The organism is Ruegeria sp. F11 (assembly GCF_056533855.1).
The window spans coordinates 131,482-149,084 of the sequence record NZ_JBQFOW010000002.1 but is presented as its reverse complement, the minus strand read 5'-3'; the positions used below and the strand labels follow the sequence as shown (position 1 = coordinate 149,084).

Annotated in this window: 17 protein-coding genes; 11 read left to right on the top strand and 6 right to left on the bottom strand. The window is 61.4% G+C overall.

Translation table 11 applies throughout. From position 1 onward, the window contains the following. The first annotated feature begins 41 nt into the window (after nucleotides 1-41). The 6 genes from pnp (at nucleotide 42) to ACR0NJ_RS03245 (ending at nucleotide 5,924) form a co-directional block, all read left to right on the top strand. Nucleotides 42-2,192: a polyribonucleotide nucleotidyltransferase gene (gene pnp, locus ACR0NJ_RS03270; protein ID WP_480815699.1), complete on the top strand. Its 2,151-nt coding sequence runs from the start codon at nucleotides 42-44 to the stop codon at nucleotides 2,190-2,192. A gap of 164 nt (nucleotides 2,193-2,356) precedes the next feature. After that, nucleotides 2,357-3,370, top strand: coding sequence for a Hint domain-containing protein (locus ACR0NJ_RS03265; protein WP_480815698.1), 1,014 nt, complete (start codon nucleotides 2,357-2,359; stop codon nucleotides 3,368-3,370). Nucleotides 3,371-3,488: 118 nt separating this feature from the next. Beyond that, nucleotides 3,489-3,761, top strand: coding sequence for a PepSY domain-containing protein (locus ACR0NJ_RS03260; protein WP_480815697.1), 273 nt, complete (start codon nucleotides 3,489-3,491; stop codon nucleotides 3,759-3,761). 23 nt (nucleotides 3,762-3,784) lie between these two features. Next, a complete protein-coding gene (locus tag ACR0NJ_RS03255) occupies nucleotides 3,785-4,294 on the top strand; it encodes a helix-turn-helix transcriptional regulator (protein WP_480815696.1) in 510 nt (169 codons plus the stop codon). A gap of 138 nt (nucleotides 4,295-4,432) precedes the next feature. After that, on the top strand, nucleotides 4,433-5,122 hold the full coding sequence (locus tag ACR0NJ_RS03250; RefSeq protein WP_480815695.1) for an outer membrane protein: 690 nt from the start codon (nucleotides 4,433-4,435) through the stop codon (nucleotides 5,120-5,122). A gap of 70 nt (nucleotides 5,123-5,192) precedes the next feature. Next, complete coding sequence (locus ACR0NJ_RS03245) at nucleotides 5,193-5,924, top strand: glycosyltransferase family 25 protein (RefSeq protein ID WP_480815694.1); 732 nt, start codon at nucleotides 5,193-5,195, stop codon at nucleotides 5,922-5,924. A gap of 71 nt (nucleotides 5,925-5,995) precedes the next feature. Here ACR0NJ_RS03245 and ACR0NJ_RS03240 read toward each other — a convergent pair whose 3' ends face one another. Then, the gene (locus ACR0NJ_RS03240; protein WP_480815693.1) at nucleotides 5,996-6,646 is read right to left on the bottom strand and encodes a peroxiredoxin; all 651 of its coding nucleotides are present in this window, start codon (nucleotides 6,644-6,646) and stop codon (nucleotides 5,996-5,998) included. Between the two features lie 190 nt (nucleotides 6,647-6,836). Here ACR0NJ_RS03240 and ACR0NJ_RS03235 point away from each other — a divergent pair, with 190 nt between their 5' ends. Beyond that, nucleotides 6,837-8,276: an aldehyde dehydrogenase family protein gene (locus ACR0NJ_RS03235; RefSeq protein ID WP_480815692.1), complete on the top strand. Its 1,440-nt coding sequence runs from the start codon at nucleotides 6,837-6,839 to the stop codon at nucleotides 8,274-8,276. 59 nt (nucleotides 8,277-8,335) lie between these two features. Here ACR0NJ_RS03235 and ACR0NJ_RS03230 read toward each other — a convergent pair whose 3' ends face one another. Both ACR0NJ_RS03230 and ACR0NJ_RS03225 read right to left on the bottom strand, forming a co-directional pair. Further along, nucleotides 8,336-8,770 (bottom strand): glyoxalase superfamily protein, encoded by a 435-nt coding sequence (locus ACR0NJ_RS03230; protein ID WP_480815691.1) that lies wholly within the window; start codon nucleotides 8,768-8,770, stop codon nucleotides 8,336-8,338. A gap of 177 nt (nucleotides 8,771-8,947) precedes the next feature. Next, entirely contained in the window at nucleotides 8,948-9,790 is an 843-nt protein-coding gene (locus tag ACR0NJ_RS03225; protein ID WP_480815690.1) for a methylated-DNA--[protein]-cysteine S-methyltransferase, read from the bottom strand. Between the two features lie 118 nt (nucleotides 9,791-9,908). Here ACR0NJ_RS03225 and nth point away from each other — a divergent pair, with 118 nt between their 5' ends. Then, the gene (nth, locus tag ACR0NJ_RS03220; protein WP_480815689.1) at nucleotides 9,909-10,553 is read left to right on the top strand and encodes an endonuclease III; all 645 of its coding nucleotides are present in this window, start codon (nucleotides 9,909-9,911) and stop codon (nucleotides 10,551-10,553) included. After that, nucleotides 10,550-11,539, top strand: coding sequence for an adenosine kinase (locus tag ACR0NJ_RS03215; protein ID WP_480815688.1), 990 nt, complete (start codon nucleotides 10,550-10,552; stop codon nucleotides 11,537-11,539). The genes nth and ACR0NJ_RS03215 overlap by 4 nt, the downstream gene beginning before the upstream one ends. Before the next feature lie 210 nt (nucleotides 11,540-11,749). Here the strand turns inward: ACR0NJ_RS03215 and ACR0NJ_RS03210 are convergent, their stop codons facing one another. Both ACR0NJ_RS03210 and ACR0NJ_RS03205 read right to left on the bottom strand, forming a co-directional pair. Further along, nucleotides 11,750-12,589 carry a DUF547 domain-containing protein gene (locus ACR0NJ_RS03210; RefSeq protein ID WP_480815687.1) on the bottom strand — a complete coding sequence of 280 codons (840 nt, stop codon included), beginning with the start codon at nucleotides 12,587-12,589 and terminating at the stop codon, nucleotides 11,750-11,752. Further along, complete coding sequence (locus ACR0NJ_RS03205; protein WP_480815686.1) at nucleotides 12,586-13,971, bottom strand: radical SAM protein; 1,386 nt, start codon at nucleotides 13,969-13,971, stop codon at nucleotides 12,586-12,588. The genes ACR0NJ_RS03210 and ACR0NJ_RS03205 overlap by 4 nt, the downstream gene beginning before the upstream one ends. Nucleotides 13,972-14,113: 142 nt before the next feature. On the opposite strand from ACR0NJ_RS03205, the gene ACR0NJ_RS03200 reads away from it, so the two are divergent. Beyond that, the gene (locus ACR0NJ_RS03200) at nucleotides 14,114-14,896 is read left to right on the top strand and encodes an ATP-grasp domain-containing protein (protein ID WP_480815685.1); all 783 of its coding nucleotides are present in this window, start codon (nucleotides 14,114-14,116) and stop codon (nucleotides 14,894-14,896) included. A 3-nt stretch (nucleotides 14,897-14,899) separates the two neighbouring features. Here ACR0NJ_RS03200 and ACR0NJ_RS03195 read toward each other — a convergent pair whose 3' ends face one another. Next, a complete protein-coding gene (locus ACR0NJ_RS03195; protein ID WP_480815684.1) occupies nucleotides 14,900-15,385 on the bottom strand; it encodes an RNA pyrophosphohydrolase in 486 nt (161 codons plus the stop codon). 131 nt (nucleotides 15,386-15,516) lie between these two features. Between ACR0NJ_RS03195 and ACR0NJ_RS03190 the strand changes: the two genes are divergently transcribed. Continuing rightward, on the top strand, nucleotides 15,517-17,544 hold the full coding sequence (locus tag ACR0NJ_RS03190) for an FAD-dependent oxidoreductase (RefSeq protein WP_480815683.1): 2,028 nt from the start codon (nucleotides 15,517-15,519) through the stop codon (nucleotides 17,542-17,544). The last annotated feature ends 59 nt before the right edge of the window (nucleotides 17,545-17,603 follow it).

Genomic DNA, 17,603 nt, shown 5'->3' with positions numbered 1-17,603 from the left:
AGACCCGCAGGGGCGGGAGTGCTCCGTTCTAGGATACGCATATGTTTGATGTAACAAAGAAATCTATGCAGTGGGGCGAAGAGACGCTGACACTGGAAACCGGCAAGGTTGCCCGTCAGGCCGACGGCAGCGTGATTGCCACGCTGGGCGAAACCAGCGTCATGGCAAACGTGACCTTTGCGCGGCAACAAAAGCCCGGTCAGGACTTTTTCCCGCTGACCGTCCACTATCAGGAAAAATACTATGCCGCCGGTAAGGTTCCGGGCGGCTTCTTCAAGCGCGAGGCGCGCCCGACCGAGAAAGAGACGCTGACCGCGCGTCTGATCGACCGTCCGATCCGCCCGCTGTTCGTTGACGGCTTCAAGAACGAAGTTCTGGTGATGTGCACCGTGCTGAGCCACGATCTGGTCAACGATCCCGATATCGTTGCGATGATTGCTGCCTCGGCTGCGCTGACTATCTCCGGCGCGCCCTTCATGGGTCCGATCGCCGGTGCCCGCGTTGGTTTCGAGGATGGTGAATACGTTCTGAACCCGACCGTCGACGACATGCAGGACCTGCGCCTGAACCCCGAACAGCGTCTGGATCTGGTTGTTGCCGGCACCAAAGACGCCGTGATGATGGTGGAATCGGAAGCTTATGAGCTGTCCGAGGCGGAAATGCTGGGCGCCGTGACCTTCGCGCATGAGCAGATTCAGCCGGTCATCGACCTGATCATCAGCCTCGCCGAAGACGCCGCGAAAGAGCCGTTTGACTTCCAGGCCCCCGACTATTCGGACCTGTACGCCGCGGTCAAAGCCGCCGGTGAAGAGCAGATGCGCGCCGCCTTCGCGATCACCGACAAGCAGGAGCGCACCGCCGCTGTTGCCGCCGCCCGTGAAGCGATCAAGGAAGCGCTGACCGAGGAACAGCTGGAAGACGGCAACCTCGGGTCCGCGATGAAAAAGCTGGAAGCCGGTATTCTGCGTGGCGACGTCGTCAAAGGCGGCAAGCGGATCGACGGTCGTTCGACCACCGATATTCGTTCCATCGTTGCAGAAACTTCGATGCTTCCGCGGACCCACGGTTCCGCCCTGTTCACCCGTGGCGAAACACAGGCGCTGGCCGTGACCACGCTGGGCACCGGTGATGATGAGCAGTTCATCGACGCGCTGCATGGCAACTTCAAATCGAACTTCCTGCTGCACTACAACTTCCCTCCGTATTCGGTTGGCGAAGTTGGCCGCGTGGGTGGCCCGGGCCGTCGTGAGATCGGCCACGGCAAACTGGCATGGCGCGCCCTGCAGGCGGTTCTGCCTGCGGCGACTGACTTCCCCTACACGATCCGCATCGTGTCTGAGATCACTGAATCCAACGGATCGTCCTCGATGGCGTCGGTCTGCGGCGGTTCGCTGTCGATGATGGATGCGGGTGTCCCGCTGAAAGCACCGGTTGCCGGTGTGGCCATGGGTCTGATCCTGGAAGATGACGGCGAATACGCCATCCTGTCGGACATTCTGGGTGACGAAGACCACTTGGGCGACATGGACTTCAAAGTGGCGGGTACCGAAAACGGCATCACCTCGCTTCAGATGGACATCAAGGTTGCGGGCATCACGCCCGAGATCATGGAGAAAGCCCTGGCGCAAGCCAAGGACGGCCGGATGCACATTCTGGGTGAGATGGGCAAGGCGCTGTCCGAGACCAACGAATTCTCGGTCCACGCCCCGCGCATCGAGACCATGAACATCCCGACCGACAAGATCCGCGAAGTGATCGGCTCGGGCGGTAAGGTCATCCGCGAGATCGTCGAGGTTTCGGGTGCCAAGGTCGACATCAACGACGACGGCGTCATCAAGATCGCCTCACCCGATGGGGAGTCGATCAAGAAGGCCTACGAGATGATCCACTCGATCGTCGCTGAGCCGGAAGAAGGTCAGATCTATACCGGTAAAGTGGTCAAGATCGTCGACTTCGGTGCCTTCGTGAACTTCTTTGGCAAGCGCGACGGTCTGGTGCACGTGTCCCAGATCGAAAACCGCCGCCTCAACCATCCGTCGGATGTTCTGAAGGAAGGTCAGGAAGTAAAGGTCAAGCTGCTGGGCTTTGATGATCGCGGCAAGGTCCGCCTGTCGATGAAAGTCGTCGATCAGGAAACCGGCGAAGAGATTGTGCCCGAGAAGAAAGAAAAGAAAGAGGAAAGCGCGGACTAATCTGCACTACCCTTATTCAACGCGAAAGACCCCGGTTTTGGCCGGGGTCTTTTTCTTTTGGGCCCCGCTTGCTCGGCGCTTAAGTAAACCAATTCTTAACACTTATAGGTTGAGTTGACACAAAATTAAGTACACCGCGTCATTTACGGGGATGCTGTTCGACCGTGGCCTCGATAACCGTCTTTGAAATCAGCGCTGATCCTTTCTCCAACCGCTCCGTTGATGTCCAGAACGGCTATAGCGTCGAGATTACCGACAATGACGCGCTGCTGCAGAAGTCCGACGGCGACGGGAGCCAGCAGATTGATCTGAGTGGGCTGCCCAATGCGCAAGGTTCAACCCAGTCGTTCAGCACCTTCGAAAGCTACAGTGGTGAGGTCAACGGTGCGCCGGTCACATTTATTCTGATCCAATTTTCGAACCCGCGCTACATCATCGTTACCTCGGGCAATGTCGCGCTGGGGGATACGATTTCCAACACCGGTTTCGTTGCCTCCAACGCCCCCTCCACCGGGTATAACACGCTGCCCTCCTTTGTCTGTTTCACCTCGGGGTCGATGATTCTGACGCCGTCGGGGGAGCGCCCGATCGACACGCTGCGCCCCGGAGATCTTGCCCTCACCGCAGATGGCACCGCCCGTCCCGTGCGCTGGATTGGTCGGCGTCACTTGTCGGCGCATGAGCTGCGGCGACAACCACATCTTCGCCCCGTGCGAATCCGGGCGGGCTGCCTGGGCGCGAACAGCCCAGACCGTGATCTTCTGATCTCCCCCCAGCACCGGATCGCGGTGTCCTGCCCTCAGATGGAGCTGATGTATTCCGAACCCGCGATGCTGGCCCCGGCCAAAGGGTTGATCGACGGGCATTCGGTAGTGCAACTGACGCCCGATCAGGGCGTCGAATACATCCACATCCTGTTTGACCGGCACGAGTTGGTGAATGTGAACGGGTGCTGGTCTGAGTCCTTTTACCCCGGCGCATGCACCCTTGGCGCCATGGCCCCAGCCACGCAACGCGAACTGTTTATGCTGTTTCCTGAGTTGGCAAACAGCCCAAAAGCATATGGCCCCACCGCCCTGCCCGTTCTCAAAACACCCGAGGCCCGTCTGCTGCGCCAGCATCTGATTACCGAGCCGGCTCGCGCCTACCCGCACCTGGAAAGCGCCCGCGCCGCGTGACGGCCGAACGGCATAAACCTTGGTCCAATTCCCCTGTTTTCAACCGAAATCCAATCGCAACGGCGCAATGGCCTCACCAGTTCGGTCGTATCGAACCGCACAAAACAGGAGATGCGATATGGAAAACCTCAAACTGCTGACACTCGCTGGTCTGATTGCAACCGCACCCGTTCTGGCGTTGGCCAATGTCGGGATCGGCGAAACGCTGGGCACGACCGAAGCTGAAATCCGATCCGTGCTGGAAGCGCAGGGATACACCGTCGAAGAGATCGAGTTCGAAGACGGCGAGATCGAGGTTGAATTCACCAAGGATGGCGTGGAAACTGAACTGGTCCTGAACGATGAAAGCGGCGTGGTGACGGCAATCGAAATCGAGCAGGACGACGACTGATCCCGCGACCCTGAAGGAGCCTCATGAAGATATCTCAGACGTCTTTGCTGTGGCTCCTGCTGGTGGTGCAGGCCCTCTGCGCCGCCTTTTTCCTGACCGACGCGCTGATGGACTGGACCGGAGGCGACAACGGGTTCCGGCATCTGCATCAGTTTGAACTGGTCCTCGCGCTGGCTTTGATGGCCGGGCTGGGAACGACGATTGCGCTAATCCGGGCGCAGGCCCGGCGGGTGGGCGACCTGCAGCGCCAGCTTGGCGTGGCCCGTGGTGCGATGGCGCAAATCATCGAGCATCAGTTCGACGAATGGCGGCTCAGCGCTGCCGAACGCGATGTCGCCCTGCTGGCCATCAAGGGCCTGTCCATCGCCGAAATCGCCCGGCTGCGGCAAACCAAAGAGGGCACAATCAAAGCCCAAAGCGCCGCCGTCTACCGCAAAGCCGGGGTAACGGGCCGCCTGCAGCTTCTCAGCTTTTTCGTGGAGGAACTGCTGTCCGACCCCTTGCTGGAACCGTCTGCCATATCCGAACGCTGACCGGCATTTTCAATCGCGAAATCGTGCTCTCACACAGGTCCAAAAACCTGTGACCCGACGTGATGGCCGCGCCCCTTTCCTTTGTTCCGGATTTCCCCAAGTCTCAATTAGGAACCTCACGGATCGAAGGACAAAATTATGGTTAACCGTCTCACTCTGGTCGCCGCAGCCCTGACCCTGGCAGCTTCGGCCGCAAGTGCCCAAAGCCTGACCGATGGGGCTTATGTGCAGGGATTCATCGGCTACAGCCAGCTTCAGGACAGCGATTTTTCCGGCTCCATCGGAGGTGCGAACCAGACCGTCGATACGGATTTCGACTCGGGCTTTGGCCTCGGAGTGGCGATCGGCCGGGAAATCCCGCAATGGTCGACCGATAACATCGGCACCCGGATCGAACTGGAACTGTCCTACCGCGACAATGACGTGGATGGCGTCAGCTTTTCCGGCAACGGCCCGGCCCCCGAAAATAATGTCTCGGGCGATGTGACGCAAACGTCCCTGTTTGCCAATATCCTGTTTGATTTCAAACGCGACGGCCCGCTGACCCCCTATGCCGGGTTTGGGCTGGGGGTGACCTATTCGGATTTCGACATTTCCTACGGGCCCGGTGTGCGGCTGGATGACAGCGACACCAATTTCGCAGCTCAAGCCATCGCCGGTGTTGCCTATGACATAAGCGCGAACACCGCGTTCACCGTCGACGCCCGCTATGCCCGCGCCTTTGACGTCTCAACCGACCGGCTGGCCCCCAACGGCGCGTCAACCGGGTCGGTCGAGGATGATCTGGACACGTTCAGCCTGAATTTCGGACTGCGCTATAACTTCTGATGCCACAGGGCGAAGTGTTTCTCTTCGGTTTCGCTTCCCCCTCATGCCCCCGTGTTCTATGCACGGGGGCATGCGATCTTTCATCATCCATATGTCCTCCAGTACGGCTCGGCGACCCAACGCCGAGCAACTGTGCCAAGACCTGCCAAATGCCGAACTGTTCGAGGCCGTGAACGGGCGTGACCCGGACCAGATCGCCGATACCCGCGTGCATCTGGGAACATTACACCGCCCCCAATACCCGTTCGCGCTGCGGCCTGCCGAAATCGGCGTGTTCGAAAGCCACCGCCGCATCTGGCGCAAAATGGTGGACGAAGATATCGATCTCGCGATCATAACCGAGGATGACCTGCGCATAGATCCCACCCGCATGGAACGGGTCCTGAAAATGCTGCAGCACATCGCAACCCCGGACCACTATATCCGCATTCCGGTCAAACAGCGCGAAATCGCGTCTAAAACCATTGCCGAACAAAACGGGCTGCGCCTGATCCTGCCGATGGTGATCGGCCTGCAATGCGTCTGCCAAATGATCGGACGCCGCGCCGCCGAACGCTTGCTCAAAGCCACAGAGGAGATCGACCGCCCAGTGGACACCTTTCTGCAAATGCACTGGCTAACAGGCCAGCCGATCCACGCCCTGCTGGGCAGCGGCAATCGGGAAGTGGCCGGAGAAATCGGCGGCTCGACCATTCAGACGCGCCCGCCTCTCAGCGACAAGCTCACGCGCGAATTCAAACGCGCCGCATATCGAAGCAAGCTGTTCCTCTACCCCCAACGCCCGCCTGCTTCATCTGTCTGAAAATATCCTCGGGGGGAATCGCGCCCCTCGGGCGCGATGGGGGGCAGACAGCCCCCCTGACCCGGCCCGCCTTAAGACGGAGCCTTGGTCTTGCGCAGATAGGGAAAGATCGTCTCGAACTCACCAAACTTCTCTTTCGCGTCTTCATTCGACACCGCAGGCGGAATGATCACATCCTCACCCGGCACCCAGTTCGCAGGCGTCGCAACACCCTTGGACGACATCTGCAGCCCGTCCAGCGCGCGCAGAATCTCGGCAAAGTTACGACCTACGGTCATCGGATAGGTCATCGACAGTTTCAACTGCTTGTCAGGTCCGATGATGAACACAGAACGTACCGTGGCGCTGTCCGCAGGCGTGCGGCCATCGGGCAGATAAGCCTCGGCGGGCAGCATGTCGAAGGCTTTGGACACGGCCAGCCCGTCATCGGCAATGATCGGGAAGCCGGGATTGGCGTTGCCGTAAGCCTCGATGTCTTTCTTCCACTTCTTGTGATCCTCAACGCCGTCAACCGAGACGCCGATCACCTTGGTGCCGCGCGCCGCCCATTCGTCGTTCAGCTGCGCAACGGCGGAAAACTCGGTGGTACAGACAGGGGTGAAATCCTTGGGATGCGAGAACAGAATGGCCCAGTTGTCCCCAATCCAGTCATGAAACTGAATGGTACCATGATCCGTTTCTGCTGTGAAATTTGGGACCGTGTCATTGATGCGCAAACCCATAGGGCATCTCCTCTCCTGATGAAAAACCGAGTCGGTTGACGACAAGGTAAACACTTTGCGCCATTGTTAAAGCACCCGGGTGCGAAAGGGCAGCCGATCATCATCACATTTCCGCCTCTTGCCTGGCCGATGGCCCGGTGACACATTGGCGCAAATTCCGGTTGGAGCCCAATTGGCGGGAGGAAACACCATGATCGACAAGCGCAGTTTCTACATCAACGGCCAATGGGTCGCCCCGGCGGCGGCCCATGATTTTGACGTCATCAACCCCTCGACCGAGGAGCCCTGCGCGATCATCTCCCTCGGGACCGAGGCCGACACCAACGCCGCCGTCGCCGCCGCCAAAGCCGCCCTGCCCGGCTGGATGGCCACCCCGGTCGCAGACCGTATCGCGCTGGTCGAGAAGCTGGTCGAGGTCTACCTGACCCGGTCCGAGGATCTGGCACAGGCCATGTCGCATGAGATGGGCGCGCCGATCGATATGGCCCGCACGCAGCAAGCGGGCGCAGGCGTTTATCACCTGAAAAACTTCATCCGCGCCGCCAAGGCGTTTGAATTCGAGCGCCCCTTGGGCGATCACGCCCCGAATGACCGGATCATCTATGAGGCCGTGGGTGTGGCCGCCCTGATCACGCCGTGGAACTGGCCGATGAACCAGATCACGCTCAAGGTCGGTGCGGCGGCGATTGCGGGCTGCACGATGGTGCTGAAACCGTCGGAACAAAGCCCGCTGAACGCGATGATCTTTGCCGAGATGATGGATGAGGCGGGTTTCCCTGCGGGCGTGTTCAATCTGGTGAACGGCGATGGCGTGGGTGTCGGTTCGCAACTGTCCGGTCACAAGGACGTCGATATGGTCAGCTTCACCGGCTCGACCCGCGCGGGCACGGCGATTTCCAAGAATGCCGCCGAGACGCTGAAGAAGGTGCATCTGGAGCTGGGCGGCAAGGGCGCGAATGTGGTCTTTGCCGATGCGGATGAAAAGGCGGTCAAGCGCGGTGTGCTGCATATGATGAACAACACCGGCCAAAGCTGTAACGCGCCCAGCCGGATGCTGGTTCAGCGCCCGATCTATGATCAGGCGGTTGAGACGGCAGCTGAGGTGGCGAACAAGGTCTCGGTCGGGCCTGCCATGGACGAAGGCCGCCATATCGGCCCCGTGGTGAATGAGGTCCAGTGGACCAAGATTCAGGACCTGATCCAGAAGGGTATCGACGAGGGCGCGCGTCTGGTCGCCGGCGGCACCGGGCGGCCCGAGGGGCTGAACAAGGGGTATTATGTGCGCCCCACGGTCTTTGCCGATGCCAACAACCAGATGACCATCGCGCGCGAGGAGATCTTTGGCCCGGTTCTGACCATGATCCCATTCGATACCGAGGACGAGGCCATCGAGATCGCCAATGACACGCCTTACGGGCTGACCAATTATGTGCAGACTCAGGATGGCGACCGCGCAAATCGGATGGCGCGGGCGTTGCGGTCGGGCATGGTTGAAATGAATGGCAAATCGCGCAGCGCGGGGTCCCCGTTCGGGGGGATGAAGCAATCCGGCAACGGGCGCGAGGGCGGTGTTTTCGGGCTGGAGGATTTCCTTGAGGTCAAGGCCGTCGGTGGCTGGGCTGCGGAATAGCCGCGTTCTGACGTGATCCAGTTGTGAGGCACCCTGCCGGGTGCCTCGCTTTATTCATTTCAGGCGGGGCGGACCACCAGCTGCGGCTCTCCGTCCGAGGTACGCCGGGTCGAGCGGCCGTCCCAGCCGATCTCTCCGGTGACGCGCTGACGCAGCGATGAGAAACTGTCGAACCGCACCACATCCACGGGGGTGTCGAACTGCAATGTCACCCGGCGCTGTTCCCCATTGCGCAGCTTTGTCATCCCGCGGATTTCGGCGGTGAAGGGCTGCCCCAGATACCGGCCTTGGACGCGGCCCCCGACCTGCAGGTCCGTCCTGTTGGCCGCCATGGCGCGCAGCGTGTTCCAGTCGCGCAGCCCGTGCTGATGCGCCAACAATTCAAGCGCCGCGCTATGCGACAGGGCAATGCCTTCAGTCTGCAATCGGGCGCGCAGCCGTTTGGCCTGCGTTTTCAGCTGTGCCACCGGAGCGATATCGTGTGATTTGGTCATACTATGCCTCGTTTCCTTGAACGGGCGCGACATCAGGACGGGGTTCGCATTGCCATCCGCGCGCCTGGAAAGGGCAACAGATGTCGTGTCATCGGGTTTCACCAAAGCCAAAGGGCCGCGAACGGCAGGAGACCCGAACCTGTCGCGGCTTGTGACATCCCGGTGCCTCTCTGTCAATCAGGCGTCGGCCTGCGCCGCCTCGTACGCCAGCATCGCGCGCTTGACGGGCAGGCCCCAGTGATAACCGCCCAAACCGCCGGATTTGCGCAAAGCCCTGTGGCAGGGGATCAGCCAGCTGACCGGGTTTCGACCCACCGCCGTGCCTACGGCGCGCACCGCCTGCGGCGAGCCCACGCGCTGCGCAATCTCGGAATAGGTGGTCACCTGACCCGAGGGGATGTGCATCAGCGCCTCCCACACTTTGATCTGCAGGGGCGAGCCGATCAGATGCAGCGGGGTTTCGGACCGGTCGGCGCCAAACGCGCCTTGCACCCATGGGTGCAGGCGCGCGGAATTTTCCAAAAATTCCGCTTTCGGCCAGCGTGAGACCATGTCCTCCATCGCCGCCGCTTCGCCGGTCTCGGACCCGAAGGCGATACCGCAGATACCCTTGTCGGTGCCCATGACCAGAGCGGGACCGAAGGGGCAATCGAACCAGCCCCAATAAATCGTCAGTCCTTCGCCCTTGCGGGCGTATTCGCCGGGGCTCATGGATTCCCATTTCAGGAACAGATCATGCAGGCGGCCGCTGCCCGAAAGACCCACGTTATGCGCGGTCTCCAGCGTGGTGAACCGTTCACGCAGCAACGCCTTGGCGTGGCCCAGCGTCAGGTACTGCTGATACCGCTTGGGCGACACACCAGTCCAGCGCGAGAACAGGCGCTGGAAATGGGCGGGGCTCATGTCCATCTGGCGGGCCAGCTCATCCAGGCTCAGCCCCTCGCCGCCCTGATCGATCAGGTCGATGGCGCGGCGCATGACGTTATAGTGATAACCGCTTTCGGGTGTCTGGACATTCATGGCGTTCACCTCGGTTCGTTTCCAAAACCATAGCGCGCGCACCGGCCCCCTGCGACCCGGAACTTGCGCATTGGCTTTGGGCTTGTGTCACGGCCCCTTGGTCGGCATTAAGGCGCGGATGGCAAAACAACTCGACTATCACACGATCCGCGAGATCTTTACGCGTTTCCATGACGCCGACCCCGAACCCAAGGGCGAGTTGGAGCATGTGAACGTCTATACTCTGGTCGTTGCCGTGGCGCTGTCGGCGCAGGCCACCGATGCAGGCGTCAACAAGGCCACGCGCGCGCTGTTCAAGATCGCCGACACGCCGCAAAAGATGCTGGATCTGGGCGAAGAAGGTCTGATCGAACATATCAAGACCATCGGCCTGTTCCGCCAAAAGGCCAAGAACGTCATCAAACTCAGCCGCATTCTGGTCGAGGACTACGGTGGCGAGGTGCCCAATTCCCGCGCTGCACTGCAATCGCTGCCGGGTGTGGGGCGCAAGACGGCCAATGTGGTGCTGAATATGTGGTGGCGGCAGCCGGCGCAGGCGGTCGACACCCATATCTTTCGCGTCGGCAACCGCACCGGCATCTGCCCGGGCAAGGATGTGGACGCGGTGGAACGCGCCATCGAGGATAACATCCCGGCCGACTTTCAACTCCATGCGCATCACTGGCTGATCCTGCATGGGCGGTACCATTGCAAGGCGCGCAAGCCGCAATGCCCGACCTGCATCATCCGTGATCTGTGTCAATTCGAGGACAAGACCCAATGAAGACCTATCAACTCACCGGTATCGGAAACGCCGTTGTGGACGTGATTTCGCAGGCCGATGACAGTTTTCTGGAACTGATGGGCATCGAGAAAGGCATCATGCAGCTGATCGAGCAGGAGCGCGGCGAGCTGCTGTATGCCTCGATGGAAGGCCGCGTGCAGACGCCGGGCGGCTCGGTTGCGAACACCATTGCGGGCGCAGGAGCACTGGGGCTTGAAGCGGCCTTTATCGGGCGCGTGCACGACGACGCGTTGGGTCGGTTCTATGCCGAGGCGATGAACGAGGACGGCGTGGATTTCGTGAACCCGCCGGTGCCGGGGAGCGAGCTGCCGACCTCGCGGTCGATGATTTTCGTCTCGCCCGATGGCGAGCGGTCGATGAACACCTATCTGGGGATTTCGTCCGAGCTGTCGTCGCAGGACGTGTCTGCCGAGGTCGCGGGCAACAGTCAGATCATGTTCCTTGAGGGTTATTTGTTCGACAAGGAAAAGGGCAAGGCCGCGTTTCTTGAGGCGGCGCGGAACTGTCACGCAGGCGGCGGCAAGGCGGGGATCGCAATCTCCGATCCGTTCTGCGTGGAACGTCACCGGGTCGATTTCCTGCTGCTGATCGAGAATGAGCTGGATTTCGTCATCGGCAACGAGGCCGAGATCAAATCGCTGTTCGAAACCGATGATCTGGAAGAGGCGCTGGCAAAAACCGCCGCGATCTGTCCGCTGATCGTGTGTACGCGGTCGGGCGACGGCGTGACCGTGCTGTCGGACGGGCAGCGATTTGACGTGGCCGTCGAAAAGGTGGTGCCGGTGGATGCGACCGGCGCGGGCGATCAGTTCGCCGCCGGGTTCCTGTTCGGCATGGCCACGGGGCGCGATTACGAAACCTGCGCGAAGATCGGCAATGTCTGCGCCCGCGAGGTGATCAGCCATATCGGCCCGCGGCCCGAGGCGAACATGCAAGAGTTGCTGCGCGCCGAAGGCTTGCTGTAAGCGCCGACCCGCGTCAGCGCCGACCCGCGGGGTGGCGCGTCCGAGGTTTGCGCGGGGCACTTTATGGTGCCAACGACTGATACACTGGTCTTGCGACAGACGTTGCAAAAGCGCCGCCCCATGGGGGCGGCGTCGTCCATTGGGCTTGAACCAATGGCGCTCAATGAACGACCGCTGGCGCGGCGGCCTGACGGCCTTGATTCCGCGCGTCTATGACCCCGCAGCCGCGTCGTTTAGGGCCCAGTCGTATTCATAAGCACTCACGCGGGCTGTGTTCTGTAGGCGGGCGCGCAACTCCGGCTCGGCTACCGTTTCCAGATAGGCAAGCACGGCCTTCTCATTCACCCCGAAATCCTCGCGGAACCAGATGTAGATTTTCGACAGGATCAGCCTGCCCCGCTCATCGAACCGCACGCCGCGCGGGTCGTTGACATAGGCGCGCTCGGCCGCGGCAAGGTCGCGTTCCAGCGTCTGCGCCTGCCATGCGCGGTCCATCAGGTTGGGGCAGCCTACCGCGGCGCAGTTCAGTGCATAGTGGATGCGCGGTTCGTCAAAACTGGGGCGGATGATGCGGTGTTCGATGTCGTTCAGCGTCAGGCTCTGCCCCGCGACCGTGGCCAGAGGGCGGCCCCACGGACCGATCGACAGCGGCCCGTCCTTGATGTCACGGATCGAGGCGACGGGGTAATTTTCCAGCACCACATCCACGGTCAGCGCGTTATAGAGGTTGATCCAATAGGCCAGTTGCTGATCGCGGGTCAGCCCCGCCGGATCAACCGATTGCAGCCGCGTCAGATACCCGTCCAGCTGCGCGCGGTCGGCCTGCGAGACCTGCCCATAGGCCACCCGGTTCACGCCCTGCGCATCCGGCGCGACATAGCGGTTCAGGAACACGGTCCAGTCGCGGTGATCCACCCGTTCGCCGGGGGGTGGCGCGGTGCGGGTCAGGGCCGCGTTCTCAAGCGGCGCGGCGGCGGGCAGGGCCAGACGTTCGACACTGGCGCAGGCGGCCAGAAGTGGCAGCAAGAGCAGGATCAGCAGCGCCCTCATGACGCGGCCTTCCGGGCCTTGCGCACTGCCCGCATCTGACCCTTGAGCCGTTTCAACGGCGCAAGCGCGGGGTTCGGTAACGCTGGCAGATCGGCGCTGGCGGACAGATCAGGAACCGCCGCATTCCACCATTGCGGGCCCGAAGGCCCCTCGATCCGGTCCGGGCGCGCCAGATGCTGATCGCGTTCGGCATTATGCGCGCACATCGACAGCGGGCCGTCAGCAGTGGCCACCATGAACACGCAGGACGCACAACGGTCTTCCTCCAAAGCGTCGGCAGCCATGAAGTTATGGATGAACACCGCCTGACGCCGTACAGGGCCACGCAGCAGCCCGGCACCCAGCCGCAATGCGCAGCCCGCAAGGTGCAGAGACGCGCGCAAGGCCAACAACGGGTTTCTGAAAGCCAACCGCCCAACGGCATCGCCAATATCAAGATGCCCGTCCGTCGAGCGGTCAGACCGTTGCAACGCGTCGATGACCGCATGCACCAGCCCGGGGTTTGACAGCACGGGCACGGCGCGACCGCCTGCGGTGAATACGCTGGCATATCGGTTGCATTTCGAATGACCCACCGAGGCGGTGTCAAAATGCAGCGGCGTCTCATAGCCCTGTTCCACGGCGCGGATCACACTGTCCTGCGTGAGCATCTCGGGCCGTTCGCGCAGCACCCCGCGCCCGGTATCAGCCTGCATCTGGAACGAGACAAAGGCCACCTCGGGCCGGTCCCGGAAGAAGCGGGCCAGTGCGGGCAGTTCGTCGAAATTGCCCTGGAACACCGTGGTGTTGAACAGAATGCGCAACCCCAGCCCCCGTGCCCGGCGGATATAGGCACAGCGCACAGTGTTCAGCTCGGCCTCGGATGTGAAATCCGGTCGCTCCTGCGTCAGATCAACGTGAAAGGCCACATCGTCTAGCCCCGCCGCCGCAAGACGCGCCAGAGCCGCCCGGCTGGCGCGGATCCCGTTGGTCATCAGGCAAGAGCGCATCCCCAGACGGCGGATTTCACGACACAGCGCCTCAAGGTCTGTGACCTTGCGCAGGGTGGGATCGCCGCCGGTCAGTTGAACCGACACCCCCGGCCCGTAATGGCTGTGAATCATCGCCAGCCGCGCGAACAGGACCGAGAGCGGTGGGTCATAGGTCATCTCGGCCCGGTCCGAGAGGTAGCAGAGCGTACAATCCAGATTGCAGCGCTGCGTCACCTCAAGCGCGACGCAAGCGATAGGATAAAACCGGCCCGCGGTCTGGCCGGGACCGTATTCCCCGCACGCCTGCAGACCCTGCCGCAATGGCGCGCGGCGATCAGAGCCATGAAACTGGCGACCGGCGGGGGCGCATCGCGGGTTGGTCGAGATTTGGGGGTCAACAGTGTCCTTCATGCCTCCGAGGCTAACCACGCCAAAAGCCCCGCGCCACGCCCCCTCACGGCGATTTGTCGCCAGGTGATTGTTCAGCAAACCCTGTTGCATTTCTGTGCGCGCCCTGCACTCTGCAGGCAAAGTCAAAAAGTGAGACATACGGATGCAATGGCTGCTTCAGGAATTTGAGGACACCCAAAAACTCGCCGATGCGCTGGATCGGCTGGACATCCCATATTCGTGGCACAAAGTCGTGCCGTTTGTCGGAGACTTGACCCCCGAACCAGATATTGCAGACGGGAGTTCCGTGGTTCTGTTCGGATCCTATACTCTTTGGCGGTTTGCAGCGTCTCGGGGCCTGAAGCCTGGAGTATTCAAGCTGCGGCCTTACGTGCACGAGCAAGCATGGCACCCGCATTTGTTAAATGGCGCGGGTTCGGTGTTCCTCACGCTGCGCGACATCCCTAACACGCTGTCCGATGACGGGCAGTTGTGGTTCTTTCGCCCTGTGGATGACAGCAAAGAAATCGCAGGGGCCGTCAAATCTGCTGACGAAATCATCGCAATTGCGCAAACCGTGCTTGCGTTGAATGAAGACGAGATACCAAATGGGTCGCTACGCCATGACACGCAACTGATGCTGAGCCGACCAGCCCGTATCCTCACAGAATGGCGGCTATGGGTGGTCGATGGGAAGGTGGTCACACATTCCCAGTATAAAGAGGGTACGCGCGTCGTGTACCGACATGAGATCGACGCCGACGCCTTGGCTTTTGCGCAACGGATGGTGGACCTCAATCCGGGTTACGCGCAGGCTTATGTCATCGACATCTGCCGCACGGGTGATGGGCTGAGAATGCTTGAGACAAACTGCATCAACGCAGCCGGGTTTTATGCGGCAGACCTGAAGCGGTTGGTTACAGCCATCGAGGCCTTGGGCGAGTAGCCTTCAGCCCAAGTGTTGCGCAAACGCGGCCACCACCTGCTTGTACACCTGACGCTTGAAGGGGACGATTTCGGCGATCAGGCGCGAGGGGTCCTGCCATTTCCAGCGGGTGAACTCGGGGTGATCGGTGGCGATGTTGATCTGATCGTCGCGGCCTGTGAAGCGCAGCAGGAACCATTTCTGTTCCTGTCCGCGATAGCGGCCTTTCCAGATTTTCGGCACGATGTCATGGGGCAGATCGTAGGTCAGCCAGCCGGGGGTCTCGGCGATGATCTCGACCAAATCGGGGGTGATGCCGGTCTCCTCCCACAGCTCGCGCAGAGCAGCGTCGCGGGGGTCTTCGCCCTTGTCCACACCGCCCTGGGGCATCTGCCAGGCATCGGCGTGACGGTCATTGCGCTGACCGACAAAAATCTTGCCCTCAGCATTCATCAGCATCAACCCGACGCAGGGGCGATAGGGCAGTTGGGCAATGTCTTCGGGGGTCATGCGCGGCCTCTTGGGTTGTTCGGACCCTCTGTATCAAGCGCCATCCGGGGGGCAAAGGGGGTGACGTTAGGTTTCGCGTGACAAAGGTAACGCGCACGTCAATCTAGGCGCCGAAACAGGGAGAGTTCGTCATGACCGCGTACCCAAACATGCTGGCCCCGCTGGATCTGGGCTTTACCACCTTGAAAAACCGCGTGCTGATGGGCTCGATGCATACCGGGCTTGAGGAAACCGGTGACTGGAACCGCGTGGCCGAGTTCTATGCCGACCGGGCGCGCGGCGGTGTGGCGCTGATGGTGACGGGCGGGATTGGTCCGAACCTTGAGGGCTCGGTCCTGCCGGGGGCGGCGATGATGACCAATGACACCGAGGTCGCGAACCACTCTATCGTGACGCAGCGGGTGCATGAGGCCGGGGGCAAGATCGCGATGCAGATCCTGCATGCGGGGCGCTATGCCTATGGGCCGAAATGCGTGGCACCCAGCCCGGTGAAATCGCCGATCTCTCCGTTCCCGCCCAATGAGCTGGATGAGGATGGGATCGAGAAACAAATCACCGACATCGTGAATTCGGCCCGGCTGGCGCAGAAGGCAGGGTATGACGGGGTCGAGATCATGGGGTCTGAGGGGTATTTCCTGAACCAGTTCCTTGTGACCCATACGAATAAGCGCGAGGACCGCTGGGGCGGGTCTTATGAGAACCGGATGCGCCTGCCCATCGAAGTCGTGCGGCGGGTGCGTGAGGCGGTGGGGACGGATTTCATCATCATCTATCGGCTGTCGATGATTGATCTGGTGCCCAATGGATCAACCCATGACGAAGTGGTGGAACTGGCGCAGCGGATCGAGGCCGCGGGGGCTACGATCATCAACACCGGTATCGGCTGGCACGAGGCGCGGATACCGACGATTGCAACATCCGTGCCCCGTGCGGCCTTTGCGTGGGTGACGAAAAAGCTGATGGGCAAGGTGGGGATTCCGATCATCACCTCGAACCGGATCAACACGCCTGAGGTCGCCGAAGAGGTTCTGTCGACCGGCTGCGCCGACATGGTGTCTTTGGCCCGTCCGATGCTGGCGGATGCGGATTTCGTGAACAAGGCGGTGGCGGGTGAGGCGGCGCAGATTGCGCCGTGCATTGCCTGCAATCAGGCCTGTCTGGATCATACGTTCAGCGGCAAGCTGACCTCGTGCTTGGTCAATCCGCGCGCCTGCCATGAGACCGAGTTGGTGATCGGCGACGCCGAGACCCGGAAGAAAGTCGCGATTGTCGGCGCGGGTCCTGCGGGGCTGTCCACCGCAATGACCGCCGCCCAGCGCGGCCATGACGTGACCCTGTTCGACCGCGCGGCTGAAATTGGTGGGCAGTTGAACATGGCCAAACAGGTGCCGGGGAAAGAGGAATTCTGGGGCCTTGTCGACTGGTACCGCACCATGATGGACGATCTCGACGTCAAGGTGGAACTGAACCGCGAGGTCAGCGCCGACGACCTGACCGGGTTTGACGAGGTGGTCATCGCCACCGGCGTCACCCCGCGCGATCCGCAGATACCGGGGCAGGATCGGGACAATGTGCTCAGCTATATCGACGTGCTGCGCGACAAGGCCGAGGTGGGCAAATCCGTGGCCGTGATCGGGGCAGGCGGGATCGGATTCGATGTCTCGGAATTTCTGCTGGAGGATGGTCAAAGCACAACCACCGACCTGCCGCTGTGGATGAAGGAATGGGGCGTGACGGACCCGGAACAGCATCGCTCGGGGCTGGCCCCGGAGGGGCCGCAGCCCGCAGCTCCGGCCCGTCAGGTCACGCTGCTGCAACGAAAGGCGCAGCGGCACGGCAAAGGGCTGGGTAAGACAACGGGCTGGATTCACCGCGCGACGCTGAAGATGAAGGGCGTCAATTTCGTGGGCGGCGTGAACTATGAACGCATCGACGACGCAGGCCTGCATATCAGTTTCGGCGAGGACCGGTCCGACCCCACCGTGATCGCCGCAGATACGATTGTGCTATGCTCCGGTCAGGTCTCCGAACGCAGCCTTGCGGATGCGCTGACCGACCGCGGCATCCCCTGCCACGTGATCGGCGGCGCGGATGTGGCCGCCGAACTGGATGCCAAGCGCGCGATCAATCAGGGGACGCGGCTGGCGGCAGAACTGTAAAGAGACCGGCCCCGTTTACACCGGACCGGTAGATCAGTTGGCGGGGTCAGTCAAAGACC

Coding starts and splice junctions, on each gene's coding strand:
- ACR0NJ_RS03255 (WP_480815696.1), top strand. CDS start 3,785: ATGAAGATATCTCAGACGTCTTTGCTGTGGCTCCTGCTGGTGGTGCAG.
- pnp (WP_480815699.1), top strand. CDS start 42: ATGTTTGATGTAACAAAGAAATCTATGCAGTGGGGCGAAGAGACGCTG.
- ACR0NJ_RS03260 (WP_480815697.1), top strand. CDS start 3,489: ATGGAAAACCTCAAACTGCTGACACTCGCTGGTCTGATTGCAACCGCA.
- ACR0NJ_RS03215 (WP_480815688.1), top strand. CDS start 10,550: ATGAAGACCTATCAACTCACCGGTATCGGAAACGCCGTTGTGGACGTG.
- ACR0NJ_RS03230 (WP_480815691.1), bottom strand. CDS start 8,770: ATGACCAAATCACACGATATCGCTCCGGTGGCACAGCTGAAAACGCAG.
- ACR0NJ_RS03195 (WP_480815684.1), bottom strand. CDS start 15,385: ATGACCCCCGAAGACATTGCCCAACTGCCCTATCGCCCCTGCGTCGGG.
- ACR0NJ_RS03245 (WP_480815694.1), top strand. CDS start 5,193: ATGCGATCTTTCATCATCCATATGTCCTCCAGTACGGCTCGGCGACCC.
- ACR0NJ_RS03210 (WP_480815687.1), bottom strand. CDS start 12,589: ATGAGGGCGCTGCTGATCCTGCTCTTGCTGCCACTTCTGGCCGCCTGC.
- ACR0NJ_RS03225 (WP_480815690.1), bottom strand. CDS start 9,790: ATGAATGTCCAGACACCCGAAAGCGGTTATCACTATAACGTCATGCGC.
- ACR0NJ_RS03190 (WP_480815683.1), top strand. CDS start 15,517: ATGACCGCGTACCCAAACATGCTGGCCCCGCTGGATCTGGGCTTTACC.
- ACR0NJ_RS03240 (WP_480815693.1), bottom strand. CDS start 6,646: ATGGGTTTGCGCATCAATGACACGGTCCCAAATTTCACAGCAGAAACG.
- ACR0NJ_RS03200 (WP_480815685.1), top strand. CDS start 14,114: ATGCAATGGCTGCTTCAGGAATTTGAGGACACCCAAAAACTCGCCGAT.
- nth (WP_480815689.1), top strand. CDS start 9,909: ATGGCAAAACAACTCGACTATCACACGATCCGCGAGATCTTTACGCGT.
- ACR0NJ_RS03235 (WP_480815692.1), top strand. CDS start 6,837: ATGATCGACAAGCGCAGTTTCTACATCAACGGCCAATGGGTCGCCCCG.
- ACR0NJ_RS03205 (WP_480815686.1), bottom strand. CDS start 13,971: ATGAAGGACACTGTTGACCCCCAAATCTCGACCAACCCGCGATGCGCC.
- ACR0NJ_RS03250 (WP_480815695.1), top strand. CDS start 4,433: ATGGTTAACCGTCTCACTCTGGTCGCCGCAGCCCTGACCCTGGCAGCT.